This window comes from uncultured Thiohalocapsa sp., assembly GCF_913063425.1.
Classification (GTDB): domain Bacteria; phylum Pseudomonadota; class Gammaproteobacteria; order Chromatiales; family Chromatiaceae; genus Thiohalocapsa.
The window spans coordinates 1-15,324 of record NZ_CAJXYK010000047.1 but is presented as its reverse complement, the minus strand read 5'-3'; the positions used below and the strand labels follow the sequence as shown (position 1 = coordinate 15,324).

The window sequence follows — 15,324 nt, the reverse complement described above, 5'->3', positions numbered from 1 at the left end:
GCTGACGCTGCGCCGACCCGACGCTCTTGCCTCGCCGGCGGCCGCCGGCGGGCTCCGGCTGGCCGGACAGGGCGTCGGTGGGTGCTGTCTGCCGGCGAGGCATCGCAGCCTCAACCAGGCACGGCGTCAGCGCCCAAGACGTCAATCCGCCCGCGGTCGCCGCGTTGACCGCGCTTTCTCGTAGGCCTGTCGCACCGCATGCCCGGGTGGATAGGTCCGCACCCTGGCTCGGGTGACGTTGCTGATGTCCCCGGCGCTGATGTCCCGCAGCAGCCCCGCGGTCTCCATCGCGGTGTGTCTGGGGTAGCCGACGCGGCCGACACAGATGTCGATCAGGTCCCGCCCGGCCGCGTCGTAGCAGTTCGATGCACCACAGAGGCCCTGCGGGGCCAGCTCCGCCTGCACCTGCTCGATGCAGGCGGCCCACTCGGCCTCGGTGGCCTCGCGCGCGCGCCCGTCGGCCGCCGGCACGGCGCGCCCTGCCAGCAGCGCCACCATCAGCAATGCCGTCAGCATGCCCATCCCACAGACCTGTGCGCGATCCGCACGGCAGCGACCTCTGTGCTTTAAGTGTAGATGGCGAAGTCATTGCGCTGTGTCATCTGCACTGGTCATCGCGGCGGGATGCGACCGTTGCGTTGCAGTATGCTCGCCGACCGGCGCAACCACTGACGGCGCTGTCCGGGCATCACCGTGGATCACGATAATGCGCAACGCCACAAACAGGAGGCGCGGTGCGACGCATCCTCAGCATGGCGGCGGCCGGGCTCGCCGCGCTGACGCTCATCTCCCCGGTGCCCGCGCAGGACCCGGTGGTCCGCAACTTCTCGCATGTTGCGGCGGAGCGCATGCGCCTGGTGCTGGATGAGCTGATCCTGCGCTCCTGCTTCGGCACCGGCATCAGCTGGGGGCAGGGGGCAACGCTGCGCCTCTCGGCCGGGTGCGTGCTGTTCGGGGTGTCCTGCGTCATTTGAGCGCAGACTGGCCCCGCCATGGACCCTTCCATCCTGCTGTCCTCCTTCTCGCTCGTTGTCCTCGCAGAGATGGGGGACAAGTCGCAGCTGCTGGCGATGACCCTGGCGCATCGCTACCGGGCACCGGCGGTCATCGGCGGCACCTTCGCGGCCTTTGCGCTGCTGAACCTGCTGGGTGTCTTGGCGGGCGGGGTGCTCGCCGGGCTGGTGCCCAGGGCGCTGGTGCTGCTGGTCGCCGCGGGGCTTTTTCTGTACTTCGGCTACCGCTCCTGGCGGGAGGCGGATGCGGTGGACGATGGCGCGGCGGTGGCCGGCCCCGGCGGTGGCGGGCTGGTGGTCAGCTTTACGCTGATCTTCGTCGCCGAGCTGGGCGACAAGACGCAGTTGGCCATCGTCGCGCTGGCCGCGGGCACGGGCGACATCTGGGCAGTGCTCATCGGCGGGACCCTCGCGCTCTGGCTGGTGTCGCTGCTCGGCATCCTGTTCGGCTGCACGCTCCTGCGGCGGGTGCCGACGCACTGGGTGCATCGCGGGGCGGCGGTGCTGTTCATCGCCTTCGGCCTGCTGGCGCTCGCGCATCTGACGTTGAGCGGCGGATGAGGTGTGCCCGCGCCGGACATGGTGCAGAATGAGCCCAGACCAGGCGTGTGACCACCACGAATGCGGTCGTTGGATCAATCAGGTTTCTGAGTCCGAGTTGGCCGGGGCGGGCCTTTCGTAGGCCGGGCACCGCGCCGGCAGTCGCGCCGGCCCTGCGCTTCGCGGCAGGAAAGGTCAGTCACCTTGCATCCTGCCCTCTGCATTAACGGCCTGCTGGACGGGCTCTGCGCGACGCAGCCAGGCGCGGCCTTCATCGTGCACCGGCCCGGAGTCGGCGCGGCTCATCAGGATCTCCCCGGCGCGGCGCATGGCTGCCGGGACGCCGGCCTCGGCGGCCATGCGCAGGTATTCCAGTGCCATGTCTTCGCTGGGCGCATCGATGCAGCCTCCGACGGTATAGCTGGCGGGGTCATACAGACGTGCAACCTGCGCGCCCAAGGCACCATCTGCATCGACGGCGCTGGCGTACAGGATCAGCGCGGCGTCGCAGTCACCGGCTTGGGAGCGGCTCCCGGCGGCGGCGAGGATATCTTTCGGCGATGGGGAGGCCGCCAGCAGGTCGGCGGCGAAGGCGCGGCCTGTCAACGTCGGGTCGCCGGCAGTCGCGGACTGTGCCTGTCGGTGGGCAGGCAGCTCCTCGGTGCGCGATGCATACGGCGGCTCCATCCAGGGGGCAAGCCAACCGAGGTACCAAGCCGCCGCGGCGCCGGCCCCGAGCAGCCCCACGCTGAGACCCACGCCGAGCAGCAGCGGCCGGCGCGACCGGCGCCGGGACCTGCGGGCCCTCTGGGGCGCGTCAGGCTCATTCTTCGCAGCTGCGGTCACGGCCGGGTGCTCGAGTGCTTCGGTTGGCGGGGAGGGGCTGGCAGCGGCGGGCTCCGGCCTAAGCGCCGGCGTCCAACTCCTGCTCCAGCAGACGGACCTGGTTGAGCAGGGCATCGCGCTCGGCCTGCCTGCCGGACACGGCGCTGCCGAAGTCCTGGTCGATTTGCCGTACCCGGGCGTCCAAGGCTGCATTGGCGCTGCGCTCGGCGGCCAAGGTCTGCTTCAGGCGCTGCCAATTGGCCCGGGCGCGATTGTACGCGGCCTGCCGTGCGCGCAGGTCTGAGCGCACGTCGGCCTGCTCCGCTTCGAGGTCGGCGAGCAGCGCCTTAAGCGCCCGGTTGCGCTCCTGTTCTGCACTCAGCTCGGATTGGAGATCACGCTGGCGCTGCCGATAGGCACCGGAGGCGAGGCAACTGGTGTTGGAGAAGAAGTCTGCGCGGGTCGGGTCGCAGGCGCCGGGGGTCGTGGCGCAGCCCGATGCCAGCAGCGTGGGCAGCAGGGCTGATGACGCGATGAACAGGGGTCGGGTACGGATCATCGTCGATGGCTCCCTCAGGCGGCGACCGGGCTGGCCGCGATCTCTTGGTCGATGAGCTCGGCTTCGGCCTCCAGGGTGGCGACCTTGCCTTTGAGCTCGCGAATCTCGGCGTCGAGCTTGGTCGTGTCGGCGCCGGCGCCGCGCTCCACCTTGGCCGCCTCAGCGTAGCCCGCCTGCTTGTCCTTGATGCCGCCGATGGTTTCGCCGAGCACCCGGCGATTCTCCCTGACCCGCGCCAGCTCAGTGCGGGCCTGGGCTGCGGAGATCTCGTTGCTGCGGATCTTGGCGTTGACTGCCGCGATGCGCTCCTTGTCTTCGGCAATGACGTCCCGGGTGATGTTGATCAGACCGCTGATGTTGTCGTTGTCCGCGCGGACGTCCGCGATCATCGCGTTGATTCGGGCTTCAGTATCGCTGTACTCACTGCGCTTATTCTGCACGTACGCATTGACGGCGAAGCCGGCCGCACAGCCGCCGGCTGCGCCGATCAAGGCGTTGCGACCGCTGTCCCCACCCGCCAATGCCCCGATCAGTGCGCCCGCGGCGGCGCCCGCGAGACAGCCTTGCATCGAGGTCTTGGCGAACTGCTCCGATTCGCTGCGCAGCTTCCGCTCTGCCGGCGTATAGGAGGCCGGCGTGGCTTCGGGCGTACCCGATGGCAAGGTGGAGACACAACCGCTCAGGCCGCCCAAGGCGGCGATGAGCAGGGATGTCGGCAGGATGGCCGGAGCTGGTGCGTTCAAGAGCTTGGCTCGCTTCATCGTCTTTCCCTCATCGTCCTCATAGACGTACCGATGTCTGCTGCCGGCTGGCGCCGGCAGCCCCAGTGTCAATCCGTCAGCAGGTCCCGTCCGAGCGCGCGGCAGGCTTCACGCCATGGCGTTCGGCGCACGCGCCCAGCGTCGGTATAGTTGCTTACTTGCCCAAAAAACACCGTATTGTATTTGAATACACGGGGGTCAGCGCCGGCGGCGATCCGCTCGTCTTTGAGTGCGCCCAGCTCGGTCTGGAGCACGGCGAGGCTGTCCGGGTAGGTGCGCGAGGTCCGGATGACGGTATCCGCATAAAAATCGGCGTTGTCTTGGAATGCCTTGCGGTCATCGGCGAGTTGCCGATCATTGGCGAGACAGCGTGGATGCTCGGGTCCATAGGCCGGGTTTTGGGTGCACAGCTCAAGCCGCCGCTCGCGCAGGCTGAGATTGTGGCCTTCCATGGCCAGGCGCTGGCACAACAGACCCCCGAAGCGCAGCGCCTCGCGTGCGGCCCGAGCGCGCTGTTGATGCAGGCGTTCGGCGCTGGCGCGGATCACCCCACGCAAGCGTTCCAGGCGGGCCGCCATCGCGGCATCGTCGGCGACGCGCGCCAAGTGACTCAGCTCGATCATCGGGTCTTGGTAGGGCATTGCGCTCAATGCCGCTTGGGCCGGCGCGACCGCCCCCGACGTCATATCTGCCGACGCCGCAACCGGCTGCGCGGCCGTCGGCATCGCGGCCGGGTCCTCGGCACTCGTGCGCAGCGCGGGGTCGGTGCCGAGGTGCGACCAGGCTTCGCGCACGGCGGCCAGGCGCTCGGTGCTGGTGAGCACAGGCGCCGAAAGCACAACCCGCAGCCCGGTGTCGGCGGTGGCAACGGCCCCGCGGTCGTCGTAAATGGGCACCTCGCGCCGTAAAGACGCCCGCACCTCGCTGCGCCCGGAATGGACGCTGCCGCCGCGCACAATGTAGCCGCCGACTTGCCCATGGGCGCGGGTGAGGCGGCGCAGCTGAAACGGATCGAGCACGATCTCCTCGAGATTTCCCAGGATGTCATGTACGCCCGTCGGGCTTGGGGCGAGGACCCCGATGGGCCTGATCCGACCCTCGGCGCTCTCGCTGAACCAAACATAGCGCTCCATGCCCTCCGGCATCGGAAACCGCGGCTCGCGGAAATCGGCGGGGCTGACCTTGTCGCCGCCACGGGCCACGTACTCCCATTCCGCGTCCGTGGGCAGGCGGACGAAAGCGGCCTCACTGTCAACACGGGGCAAGCAGGGCTCGTGCGCTGAGCTGTCGGCGCAGTCGGTGAGACTGCCCGCGTGCTGCCGCAGCCAGAGCGACCAGGCGTGCGCGAAGTCGATGGCGTCATGCCAGCCGACACCACCACGCGGTATGCGTCCACGTCCTGAGGGCTCGGGGCAGGGGGCATCCGCCGCCACGGCCGTCACGGCAGCGAATTGCAGCGTACTGACCTCGTACTTGCCGATCAGGAGACTGCGGTCGCCGACGCCGGATGCGCTGCCCAGCTCATCGGCGCCGAAGCTGCCGGCGATCGGCGCCATGCGGCGGTACTCGGCATAACCCGTCTCTTCCGCGTCGCTGCCGAGCTCGACCACGCGATCGCGCAGTGGCCCTGTGCTGCTGCCGTCGCCGTCGATGCCGACGGCGCGAAAGGTCATGGCCCCGCCACAGGGCATGGGCACCAGCACATCGCCCTTGGCCGCATGTGGGTTGTACAGCTTGGTGGGCCAGTCGATGGGGCTTGCAGCGGCGGCGCTGGGACGGGCTCCGGAATGGGTTCCGGGATGGGCTTTGGGCGCAGCGGCGCCGGCCGATGGGGTGAGTGCCGCTGCCGTCATCAGTACGAGCGTGAATCTCATGGCCCACGGGCGTGGCGCAGCATGGCTCGCGGCGTCGTTCCAGTATGCTTTAAGGATCACGCAGGGCCTCCGCCGGTGCTACGCGCGAGGCGTGCCATGCCGCCGCGCTCGATGCAAGGATCGCGACCAACAACATTGCGGCCATTGCAGCGAGCAGGTTCCCCGCGCCCAGTCTCGCCGCATAGCGGGTGTCGCCGAGTGATGCGGCGAGTAGGCCGTTGAAGATGGATGCGCCGATGGCGAACACGCCGAAGGCGATCAGCAGACCGCCGACGGCGATGACCACGGCCTGCAGGACCGGTAAGGCCGCCACAGAGCGGCGACTGGCGCCGAACAGGCGCAACATGGCCACGGCGCGGCGCTTGCGCTCTGTGCTCACCCACAACGCTCCGCCCAGGGCCAGCACGCAGCCGGCGATGCCGATGCCGGCAAGCGCCTGGAACAGCAACGACAGGGTCCGCTCGAGCGCCTGCACCGCGGCGATGCGCTCAGCCTGGGTACGCACCTCGATGCCGTGAGCCCGCATGTGGCCGGCCAGACCCGCAACCGCGTCGAGGCTGCTGGCGTAAACGCGGGCGTTGGCGAAGGTGCTGCGACGATCCGCGTCTTCGGGGCGGATGGGCGGGTCGCCGTCGAGGTGCCGAACGCCGTCTCGGTAATCTTCCGCGGCGAGCAGGAGCGCCGGATGAGCAAAGATCGCGGGGCGGGGGAAATGCCGCTCCGGAACAATGCCGAGCACTTCCAGGGGGACGCGGGCGTGCTCGGCGCGGCCGTTGTGCCGGCGCTTGATCACGGCAACAACGCTGCCGGGTACACCCTCTTGGATGCCGAGGCGCTCGGCCAGGATCGAGCTGACGAGCACTTGGCGGGGCTCCCGTGGTGCGTTCAGCGCCTGCGGCAGCAGCGGGTCGCCGGGTCCGGTGGGCAGGACTTCCACCGCGGTATGCAGCCGCCGCTCGCGGTCCAGCAGATCCACGCTGGCGTTGATGGTGCGCGTCTTCGGGACCACAAACAGGCTGTCCTCGCGCGCCGCCAACGCGTCGAGCCACGGCCGCGACAGCTCCGAACTGCCGAAGACGATGATCTCCAGGTTACGTGGGTCCCGCAGCAGATTCTGCCGCAGGGTGTCGATGAAGCCGTTCTTCAGTCCCAACAGGAGCAATAAGGGCGCAACGATGGCGGCGACCGTCAGCACGAAGACGAGCACGGCGCGGCGGTCGTGCACGAGGTCGCGCCAGGCCATCCGCCAGGTCTCGGTGAGCGCGGTAACAAGGCCCGGGGTGGGGAACGCGGCGGCGGGGGTCATGCTGCCGGCTCCACGAAGCGCGCGGCGGGAGGGGCGTCATCGGCGGCCGGCTCCAGCTCTGCCGCGAATCGGCGCAACGCCAGGCTGCGTACGCGCCCTTGCTCGTGCGTCGCCAGCACGACAGCGGTTCCGCTGCGGCGGGCGAGATCGAGCAGCAGAGACAACACCCGGTCCGCCAGGCGTGGATCCAGGGCCGACGTGGGCTCATCGGCCAGCAGCAGCGCCGGCTGGTGAGCCAGTGCCCGACCGATGGATGCGCGCTGCTGCTGTCCCACCGATAAGGCGGCCGGCAGCGCGCCGAGCAGGTCGCCCAGCTCCAGGCTGTCCACAATCAGTGCCACGTGGTCGTCTTCCTCCGGCATCCCTAACAGCCGTCGGTTGATGAGCAGATTCTCGCGGACGGTCAGGAAAGGCAGCAATCCGCCCGTCTGCATGACGAAGCCGATGCGCGCCGCACGCAAGCCCGCCAGGCGGCGCTCCGTCCCGCGCTGCCAGAGCGCGACGAGATCCAGCGCGCCTTCGCCCCCGTACCAGAGGAAGCGTCCCGCGCGTGCTGGCGGTGCCGCCAGCCCGAGCACCTCAAGCAGCGTGCTCTTGCCGCTGCCGCTGGCGCCGGTGAGCGCAATGACTTCGCCGGTGGCCAAGCGCAGATCCGGCAGCGCCACGTGGTAGGCGCGTACGCCGTCGCCGCGCCGACAATGCAGGTCCTGGATATCCAGGAGCCTCCGTCCAGGCGCCGGTCGGCGCCGTGGAGATAGGCCGCCTCTTGTGGTGGCCATTTCGGCAAGGCCGGCTGAGCACTCCATCATGCCAGACATCCGACTGTGTCACGGGAGGTCGAGCAGAGGCACCGGGTAAACCTGCGTCCCTGGAGGACTGTCCGGCGCCAAACTCACCCAGCGGTCGGCATCGGCGTTGTAGATTTCGTACAGGCGCAGTTTTGACTTGATCCGTGCGATGAAGTCCTGCTGCTTCTGTACGCCCCAGCGGGACCAAGTGTCCAGATCCACCCGCATGACCTCGCTCTCATACGGCAGCCCCTCCAGATACTCGGCGAGCAGACCAAGATCTGCCAGCGAGCGGGCATCGGCCCTGTCAGCCAGGCGCGGGTCGCGCGTGTACTGAGCGGCGAGCGAGCGCAGGTTATCGAAGAAGGCGTCCGGCTCCAGCAGTCCGGCGTTGGCCGTGTCCAGGACCCGCTTGAGGATCTCGTGCAGTGTGCTCAGCTGGTTCTTGGTGAGCAGCACCCTGGCCTCGACCGTGCGCACCGTCGGCTGAGCCAGGTCGCGGTCGCTGATCCAAGCCTCGAAGACCTCCGGTGCGGCGGTACGCTCCCGGCGTCCGAGGTAGGCGAGCTGCATGGCGTGGCCGAGCCGATCGACGAGGTCGCGTACTCGAGCCGCCTCGTCGTCCGCCGCGGGTGTCGTGTCGCCTGCGCGCGCTGAGCGTGCCGGCGGGGGCGCGCCGCTCGCCGCGCGCTCAATCAGTTCCGTCACGGTCCCGGCCAGTGCCGCGACGGCCTGGCGGTAGCGGCCAACGGAGCCCGTCTTGACCGGAATATACAGGGAGTCCTGGATCGCCGGATTGTCGGCCAGGGTACGGTATTGTGTCTCCGCCCGGGCATGATTACCCCTGCCCTGGGGCGTTTTGAGGTGCAGCACAACCAGGGCGACATCCTTTGCGGCTGCTGCGGAGCGGACTTCTGCGGCGCGCAGGCCGGTGGTCGACGCATCGCCTTCGAGCGCACCGGCATCGGTGACCAGCACCAGAAAGCGGGCGTCAAACTGGTACCATGGAATCTCGTCCAGCGCCAGCTGCACGCCGGCAAAGGCATCCTCATCGAAGTGGTCGGTGGTGGTCTGCGCTTCGCGCACGGCTGCGGCCGCCGCCAGGAAATCCGCCGGGCTGCGCACACGAGCAGGATCGACAAACATCCGCGCCACGTACTCCAGCCTGCTGCTGCGCGCCGGGTCGTCGCTGGGGGCGCGAAAGGCGACCAGCCCGAACGTCACCCGATCTGCTGGACCCGAGTCCTGGACCTTCCGGTACACCTCCTCGACCGCTTCCCGGGCCTCGTCGATGTACCGCTGCATGGAGATGGTGGAATCGATGACGAAGACCACCGCTGCGCGAAACGGCGCGAGCTTGCGTACCTTGCCTTTGGCGTCAGCCGCGGACAGGCCCTTGCTCCGTGGCTGTCGCGGCGGCGTCTGCCGGTGCCCCTGCGGGGTGACCGACGCTACCTTGGTGACCGATGCGACCTTCAGGCCGCGGAGCAGATGTCCTGAGTCGGAGAAATACTCTTGGAAAGCGAGAATCGGCAGCAGGTAGAAGCGGTCGTTGATGTCGATGTGTCGGTTCGGCTCGATCGCGACTACGCGTGGGTCCGTGCCGCCGTCCACGAGGCGTCGGGTGAGCGGCCTGAGCTCGGACGCGGGGGCTTCCAGCGCCATCATCGCGGCGAGGCTGTCCCAGTCGTCGAAGAAGAGTGCGCGCTCGCGCGCGGCGGGATTGGTGAAAGCCACGACCAGCTGCTGCCGCCATGCGACGGTCTTGTCGGCCTTCACCCAGCCGGCGAGCCGGGCGCCCTCGGTATCGGCGCCGACCTCAAGCCATCGCGTGCCGGCCCGGTCCTGCTCACCGTACACGTACCAGCGTGTGAATGCGTCCACCGGCGTCCCACCGGTGCCGCCTGGCTCCACCACCAGCACAGCACCCGGGCGGGTCAGCACCCGTCGGTACAGGGTGTCTTTGCCGTCCTGGAGCAGCGGTGCCCGATTTTCACCGAAGCTTACCGCGGCATGAGCGGCAAGCAGCGCGACGAGCACCATGGCGACGAGCGGCTTGGTCATTGCTGCAACTCCTTGTCAATCGCGACTGCGGCTGCGAATCAGACTCCGTCCCGCGGCTGTCGAGCAAAGCGGTCGCGACCTCATACTCTTCAGCGGGACAGGCTTTGCGCCCCGGCGACCGCATGAGCCATCCCCCCGGTTTTCCCCTGAACTCTACCGAGGATCGATGCATGGACGCAACGCATATTCGCAGCCCTCCGGCGCTCGCCGGCTCGGCGCGGCTGTCGCCAGGCATACCCCGGACGCGCAGTGCTGGCTGGCGTTGCCCTGCCGGGCTACGCCGCGGCGGCCTGGCTGTTGTGCACGATCAGCACCTGCGTCGGGTAGGCGAAGGCGATGCCGGCCTCCTCGAAGCGGCGGTGGATGCCGAGGTTGATGGCCTGCTGAATGTCCCGGTAGAGCAGGAAATCCGGGCTCAGCACGTAGTAGACCACCTCGAAATTCAAAGAATAGCTGCCGAATTCCGTGAAATGGGCGCGATCGAAGCGGACCTGGGCAACGTCCTCCACCGCCGCCCTGAGCATCTCGGGTATCCGCTCCAGATCGCTGCGCGGCGTCCGGTAGACCACGCGGACCTCGAACACCACGCGCCGCTCTTCGAAGCGCTTGAAGTTGTGCACGCGGCTTGAAAGCAGGTCCGTGTTGGAGAGCACCACCTGCTCGCCGGACAGGCTGCGGATGCGCGTGGTTTTGACCCCGATGTGCTCGACGACGCCGAGCGTCTCTCCGGACATGATGAAATCGCCCACCCGCACCGGCTTGTCCAGCACGATGGCCATGGAGCTGAAGATGTCGCCCAGGATGTTCTGCACCGCCAGACCCACTGCGATGCCGCCGACGCCGAGGGCACCGATGAGGCCCGCAATGGGGTACTTGAAGTAGGCAAGCGCAGAGACGCCGACGACGATCCAGATGCCCACGCGCAGGAAGAACAGCAGCAGGCCGTAGCCGGTGGCCGCCGATGGGTCGCGCTGCTCCAGGCGGCTGCGCCGGCGCTGGAAGTAGTCCACCACGGCGGCGTTCACCCACAGGCCGATCTGCAGATACAGCGCCACCACCACCAGGGTCCACAGCCAGCTCTGGAGCTTGCCGCCGGCGAGGCCGGAGACGGCCATGGCGACATAGAAGGCGACGATGAGCACGAAGATCTGGCTGGTGTGGCGGCTGAGGGTGGACAGCAGCAGCCGCAGCCCGCCCTGCTGTTCCTCCTGCAGCCTGGGCATCCGGCGCGCGAGGGCGCGGCGCAGCGCCAGCTTGACGACCCAGGTGCCGGCGACGACGACGCAGAAGACGATGAGCGCGATGACGGCATCGCGCACGCGGATGGCCTGGTCGTCCACCACCAGCAGATCCGCCTGCCACCAATCACGGAGCTGGTCCTGGGCCTGCTGCCAGCGCATCGCGAGCGTGCGCTCGCGCACCAGCGGCTCCAGCTGCTCCTGCACCCGCCGCGCCAGTGACGCCAGCTCGTTCTGGGTCTCCAGCAGCCGCCGCGCCGCGCGCTCCACCTCGGCGGCCGCCTCCCGGCGCTGGCGCAGGGCGTTCTCCACCGCGGGCTTCAGCGTGCTGTCGGCGAGCCGGCTCGACAGGGACAGATAGGCCGTGCGGATGTTGTTGAGCTCCGTCTCCAGCACGCTGATGCTGTCCCTGCTCTCCAGGATGGTGTTGCGATTCGCCCCGAGCCAGGCGCTGACCTCGGCGCGGTCCGGATCTGTCAGCAGCCTATGTCTGCGCTCCCAGAGCGTGCGCATCTCGCGCAGATTCAGCACCGCGCGCTGGAGATAATCCACTGCGACGCGGGCGGCCTCGGCCTGCGCCTCGAGCGCCGCCGCCCGCTCGCTCAGGACGCTGCGCTCGGCGTCGGTCTGCGCCTGCTCCAGGCGCCGGCGGATGCGGTACAGCCGGGATTCCGCGGTGTGGCCGCGGCGGCGCAGGGAGTCGATCTCGGCGGAAAGGGCCTCCGCCCGCTCGCCGAGCGTGTCAAGCCGCGCGGCGAGCTGATCCTCGGTGAGCACGGCCCGCTCGCCCAGCAGTGCCAGCTCGGCCGCCAGGCGCTTCTGCTCGGTCTCGGCCAGCGTGGCCTCGGCGCGCGCCGCCGCGAGCTGGGCCTCGGCGGCGGCGTGATCCTGCAGCGCGAGCAGGGTCTCCAGACGTGCCACCTCCAGCGCGAGTGTCAGGCGCGCCCGGTCTGCCGTGTCGGCCCCGGCGAGGGCATCTCTGCCGTCGCGGCGCACCCGCTGCGCCTGGCGCAGTGCCCGCTCGGTGGTTTCCAGCTGTGCGCGCGCTGACCCGATGCGGCGCTCCGCGTGCCCCTCCTTGGCCCCTGCCAGGGCCAGCTCTGCCCGGAGCGCGTCAAGCACGGTGATGGCGATGGGGGCCTCGCGATCGATGCCTTCGTCTTGGATCTGCGCAAGCCTCGCCTGCTCGGATGCTTGGGAGGCGCGCGCCGTTGCCGCCTGCTCTACGAGGGCGGCGCGGCGCTCGATGGTGAAGCGCAGCGTTTCGAGCAGGGCGATGCGCGGGTCGGTTGTCTGCGTTTCGGCGGTGTCCCGGGCGCCGGTCGCTGCGTCCTCGGACAGCTCACTCTCGATGCCCACGTCCTGATCAGCCATCGCTTCGGAGGGGGCGGGCGGTTGCTCTGACGGACGCTCGTCCGTCGGCGGTTGCTCGGGTGGCGCGCGCAAGGCCTCCAGGCGCGCGTCGATCAGTGTCAGGGCGCGCTCGAAGTCCTCCGGCTTGTCCAGGGTCGCCGGCAGCCCGGGAAGCCCCACGAGTGCCGGGTCGAAGGGGAGGGCCGCTGTCGCCGTGCCCGCATTCTCCGCATCGCCGGTGGCTGCCGCCGCCGCGTCGGCATCCTCGGCCGCTGACTCGCCGGTCGCGGAGCCGGCGTCCTCGGCCGCGCCTGCGCTGAGCCCGAAGAGCAGTGCCAGGCCCAGGGCCATCGCAGCCGCACTGCGAAACAACATGCTGTCTGGGCGCGGCGCGGCGCTCGAATCTGTCACTGTGCTGGTGTCCTCTGGGTATGATGGGATTTTCACCGGAGCGGACCGGTGCTGGAGGCGAGAAAACGACTGCGGATCATCATCACGCTCGGCAGCTTCGACATCGCCGTGGAGCCGAGTCTGGGGCGCGGTATGGTACTGAATCCGAGCGACTGGCTCAGGTGGATGTCACCCCCGTCAATCGCCCCCGGAACTTCCACAACTTCGGCCTCGAAACCCCGGAATTTTTCGACGACCTGTTTTTGCGCCTGACCGAGACCGGGCTGCCCCGGAGCCGCCGCCTGCATTTCGTGGAGACGCCGGATCAGCGCCGCTGCTTCGTCCTGACCCGCGGGCGGTGATGCGGCCGGCGGCCCTGTCATTCAGCCCTGGGGCGGCCCGGCGTCCTCGGCCCGCTGCCGTGCGTCCTCCAACAGGATGATGCGCTTGATCTCCGCCACCGCGTCGGGGTGATGGAAACCGCCGTGGCCGGTGGGCACGATCAGCTCGGACTCGGCAACCGGCAGCCGGGCGCTGCGCACCGGCACCACGCCATCGGAGCCGCGGGTGCCGTCGCCGCGACCGCGGTTGCCGATGATGGAGTGCACCGGCACCGTCGGCGTCGTGGTGCTCAGGGTGCGCAGGAAGGGCGAGCGCGGCGAGAGGCCGTGGATACTCGTCGGCAGGCGCCGCGACTCCGCGCCCGCGAGCTGATTCAGTGCGTGCTCGGTCTCGTTCAGCAAGGTGTCCGGCAGCCGGATCAGGCGGATGGCCAGGGCGCCGAAGCCGTTGGCGGCGAGTTGGCTGCCGCGGTGGGGCACGAACAGGAAGACCACTCTGGATACGTCCGTGCGCGGCTCGAAAATCAACGCCCGCCGCACCCGGTTGTAGTCCGACAGGTCGGCAACGCCGGGCAGGATCTGCTGCGCCTGCGCCGGGCCGAGCCGCGATACCTGTACCCGCGACAGGATGCCGCCCATGCTGTGGCCAATGAGCAGCATCCTGCGATTCAGTCCGGTCTCGTGGGCGGCATCGTCCAGCGCATCGCGCAGCTGCAGCGCCGACAGCGGCACCGGCTGTCCGGTGGGATAGTAGAAGAACCAAAGCTGGCAGCAGTCGCGCAGGCGGGGGTCCGCCAGCAGCCGGGTCACCAGGGGCTCCCAGATGCCGGGGGTGGACAGGAGTCCATGCACCAGCACCACCGGCATCTTGTCCGCGTCGAAGGGCTGGAGAAAGACGATGCGCGGCTCGCCGGTGAAGCGCCCCGGTCGCATGAGGTTGGCGATGGCCGCCGTCGGCCGGACGCCGGTGGCCCGGGTCGCCCGTAGCGGTGCGTCAAGATCCATGGCGACGGGCAGGGTGGCGGACGCCGTGCCGAGCGTCTGCACCGCATCCGGGTCGACCAGTGCGGCGCGGCAGCAGGGGTCGGTCGGCGGCTTTGCCGTGACCCCAGGCAAAGGCGCGGTCTGCGCCGGCGCAAGCCCGCCGGGGTCGTTGCGGCCCAGGTCGCCGGGGGCTGGGCGCGCCGGCTGGGCGACCAGGGTCGCCGGCAGGTGATAGCCGGCCCGCGGCGCGTTCGGATCCTGCGGTGCCGGCAGCCTGGCCACCACGGGCAGGCCCACGCCGGAGCGTGCGAGCCCGGCGGGCTTGGCGCGGGTGCGCAGGACCGGGGTGATCCGGTCCAGCTCGGCCGGGTCGAGCAGGGCGTCCGGCGGCGTGTCCGCTGCCGGCGGCTGCGGCGGCTCAGCGGCGTCCAGAAGCCGGGGCAGATTGTCCGCGAGCAGCCGCCGATGCTGCGCTTCGCTGCGGGCCCAGGGCCCGGGCCGGTTACGGTTGTCGGCCAGCGCGTGGATGGACGCGGACAGCGCCGGCGCCAACTCGGCATCGTCCAGGCCGGCGGCCCCGCCCCGTTGCAGGGGCGGGGCCGACTGGCAGCCGGCCAGCGCCAGCAGGGCCAGCGCGCAGAGCGCGGGCCAGAAGCGCATCAGTGCGCCTGGGGGAGACCCTGGGCAAGGCATTGGGGAGCCTCTGGGGGCGCCGAGCTCTGCTCGGCGAGCCCGCCCGAAGCAAGACAAGGGCGCCCCGGGTTGCTCAACGTCGGCAATCCGCAAACAGGCCGCCTGGCGGCGGCCTGCGCCGAGCGCAGCTCGGCGCCCCCAGGCTCGGCGCCCCAGGGTGGCGCCCGCGAGGCCTTGGCAGCGCCGCACGCGCCCATCGGATAGGACGGTGCGAGCGTCCCGCGCCGCCCAGCGCGCGCAGCTGGTCGCTGCGCCTTGCAGGAGGAGCACATGGCCCACCGAACTGTTGCTCGTGCTGCTGCTGTTGGCGGCCGCAATCGTCATGTTCGCCATCAAATCGAGCGCGGCACCGGCCGCGCCCGGCGCCTGTTGCCGCGCACCGACGACAGCCTGCTTGCGGCCGGCGACGTGCTGCGGATCGACATGGACGAGGATACCGCCGACGTCGCGGCACCGTGCAGAGAGTACGGCGTGGAGCGCCTGCCGCGCACGGGCTCCTACTATACGGGCCGGTCGCAGTAAGCGTCCCGCGAAATACATCTATCCCGGGCCGTGCCGGAGCTGGAACATGGTGCCATGTTCCAACCAGCGAGGA

14 protein-coding genes are annotated in these 15,324 nt (G+C 69.6%); 3 read left to right on the top strand and 11 right to left on the bottom strand.

The features are described 5' to 3' along the window. Positions 1-141: 141 nt before the first annotated feature. Complete coding sequence (locus QZ607_RS20465) at positions 142-516, bottom strand: hypothetical protein (RefSeq protein WP_295886459.1); 375 nt, start codon at positions 514-516, stop codon at positions 142-144. 218 nt (positions 517-734) lie between these two features. Here QZ607_RS20465 and QZ607_RS20460 point away from each other — a divergent pair, with 218 nt between their 5' ends. Both QZ607_RS20460 and QZ607_RS20455 read left to right on the top strand, forming a co-directional pair. Next, positions 735-974, top strand: coding sequence for a hypothetical protein (locus QZ607_RS20460; RefSeq protein WP_295886457.1), 240 nt, complete (start codon positions 735-737; stop codon positions 972-974). Positions 975-992: 18 nt separating this feature from the next. Next, on the top strand, positions 993-1,574 hold the full coding sequence (locus QZ607_RS20455) for a TMEM165/GDT1 family protein (protein WP_295886455.1): 582 nt from the start codon (positions 993-995) through the stop codon (positions 1,572-1,574). Positions 1,575-1,748: 174 nt separating this feature from the next. Here QZ607_RS20455 and QZ607_RS20450 read toward each other — a convergent pair whose 3' ends face one another. The 10 genes from QZ607_RS20450 to QZ607_RS20405 all read right to left on the bottom strand — a co-directional run bounded on the left by QZ607_RS20450 (position 1,749) and on the right by QZ607_RS20405 (position 14,696). Next, positions 1,749-2,312, bottom strand: coding sequence for a hypothetical protein (locus tag QZ607_RS20450; protein WP_295886453.1), 564 nt, complete (start codon positions 2,310-2,312; stop codon positions 1,749-1,751). A 145-nt stretch (positions 2,313-2,457) separates the two neighbouring features. Then, complete coding sequence (locus QZ607_RS20445) at positions 2,458-2,937, bottom strand: hypothetical protein (RefSeq protein ID WP_295886451.1); 480 nt, start codon at positions 2,935-2,937, stop codon at positions 2,458-2,460. A gap of 14 nt (positions 2,938-2,951) precedes the next feature. Then, on the bottom strand, positions 2,952-3,770 hold the full coding sequence (locus QZ607_RS20440; RefSeq protein ID WP_295886449.1) for a YMGG-like glycine zipper-containing protein: 819 nt from the start codon (positions 3,768-3,770) through the stop codon (positions 2,952-2,954). Beyond that, positions 3,767-5,572, bottom strand: coding sequence for an SUMF1/EgtB/PvdO family nonheme iron enzyme (locus QZ607_RS20435; RefSeq protein ID WP_295886446.1), 1,806 nt, complete (start codon positions 5,570-5,572; stop codon positions 3,767-3,769). The genes QZ607_RS20440 and QZ607_RS20435 overlap by 4 nt, the downstream gene beginning before the upstream one ends. A 49-nt stretch (positions 5,573-5,621) precedes the next feature. Further along, complete coding sequence (locus QZ607_RS20430) at positions 5,622-6,878, bottom strand: ABC transporter permease (RefSeq protein ID WP_295886444.1); 1,257 nt, start codon at positions 6,876-6,878, stop codon at positions 5,622-5,624. Continuing rightward, positions 6,875-7,657, bottom strand: coding sequence for an ABC transporter ATP-binding protein (locus QZ607_RS20425; protein WP_295886442.1), 783 nt, complete (start codon positions 7,655-7,657; stop codon positions 6,875-6,877). The genes QZ607_RS20430 and QZ607_RS20425 overlap by 4 nt, the downstream gene beginning before the upstream one ends. 48 nt (positions 7,658-7,705) lie before the next feature. Then, positions 7,706-9,730, bottom strand: a complete 2,025-nt coding sequence (locus QZ607_RS20420) for a vWA domain-containing protein (RefSeq protein ID WP_295886440.1) — start codon at positions 9,728-9,730, stop codon at positions 7,706-7,708. 275 nt (positions 9,731-10,005) lie between these two features. Then, positions 10,006-12,696, bottom strand: a complete 2,691-nt coding sequence (locus QZ607_RS20415; protein WP_295886438.1) for a mechanosensitive ion channel domain-containing protein — start codon at positions 12,694-12,696, stop codon at positions 10,006-10,008. Positions 12,697-12,764: 68 nt separating this feature from the next. Beyond that, positions 12,765-13,094: a hypothetical protein gene (locus QZ607_RS20410; protein ID WP_295886436.1), complete on the bottom strand. Its 330-nt coding sequence runs from the start codon at positions 13,092-13,094 to the stop codon at positions 12,765-12,767. Further along, the gene (locus tag QZ607_RS20405; RefSeq protein WP_295886434.1) at positions 13,095-14,696 is read right to left on the bottom strand and encodes an alpha/beta fold hydrolase; all 1,602 of its coding nucleotides are present in this window, start codon (positions 14,694-14,696) and stop codon (positions 13,095-13,097) included. A 303-nt stretch (positions 14,697-14,999) separates the two neighbouring features. Between QZ607_RS20405 and QZ607_RS20400 the strand changes: the two genes are divergently transcribed. Further along, complete coding sequence (locus QZ607_RS20400; RefSeq protein ID WP_295886432.1) at positions 15,000-15,251, top strand: hypothetical protein; 252 nt, start codon at positions 15,000-15,002, stop codon at positions 15,249-15,251. Positions 15,252-15,324: the final 73 nt, after the last annotated feature.

What these genes read in the sequence shown, in the direction of transcription:
- QZ607_RS20400 (WP_295886432.1), top strand. Translation starts at nt 15,000, where the DNA reads ATGGCCCACCGAACTGTTGCTCGTGCTGCTGCTGTTGGCGGCCGCAAT.
- QZ607_RS20415 (WP_295886438.1), bottom strand. Translation starts at nt 12,696, where the DNA reads ATGTTGTTTCGCAGTGCGGCTGCGATGGCCCTGGGCCTGGCACTGCTC.
- QZ607_RS20430 (WP_295886444.1), bottom strand. Translation starts at nt 6,878, where the DNA reads ATGACCCCCGCCGCCGCGTTCCCCACCCCGGGCCTTGTTACCGCGCTC.
- QZ607_RS20455 (WP_295886455.1), top strand. Translation starts at nt 993, where the DNA reads ATGGACCCTTCCATCCTGCTGTCCTCCTTCTCGCTCGTTGTCCTCGCA.
- QZ607_RS20465 (WP_295886459.1), bottom strand. Translation starts at nt 516, where the DNA reads ATGCTGACGGCATTGCTGATGGTGGCGCTGCTGGCAGGGCGCGCCGTG.
- QZ607_RS20435 (WP_295886446.1), bottom strand. Translation starts at nt 5,572, where the DNA reads ATGAGATTCACGCTCGTACTGATGACGGCAGCGGCACTCACCCCATCG.
- QZ607_RS20425 (WP_295886442.1), bottom strand. Translation starts at nt 7,657, where the DNA reads ATGGCCACCACAAGAGGCGGCCTATCTCCACGGCGCCGACCGGCGCCT.
- QZ607_RS20410 (WP_295886436.1), bottom strand. Translation starts at nt 13,094, where the DNA reads ATGACAGGGCCGCCGGCCGCATCACCGCCCGCGGGTCAGGACGAAGCA.
- QZ607_RS20405 (WP_295886434.1), bottom strand. Translation starts at nt 14,696, where the DNA reads ATGCGCTTCTGGCCCGCGCTCTGCGCGCTGGCCCTGCTGGCGCTGGCC.
- QZ607_RS20445 (WP_295886451.1), bottom strand. Translation starts at nt 2,937, where the DNA reads ATGATCCGTACCCGACCCCTGTTCATCGCGTCATCAGCCCTGCTGCCC.
- QZ607_RS20420 (WP_295886440.1), bottom strand. Translation starts at nt 9,730, where the DNA reads ATGACCAAGCCGCTCGTCGCCATGGTGCTCGTCGCGCTGCTTGCCGCT.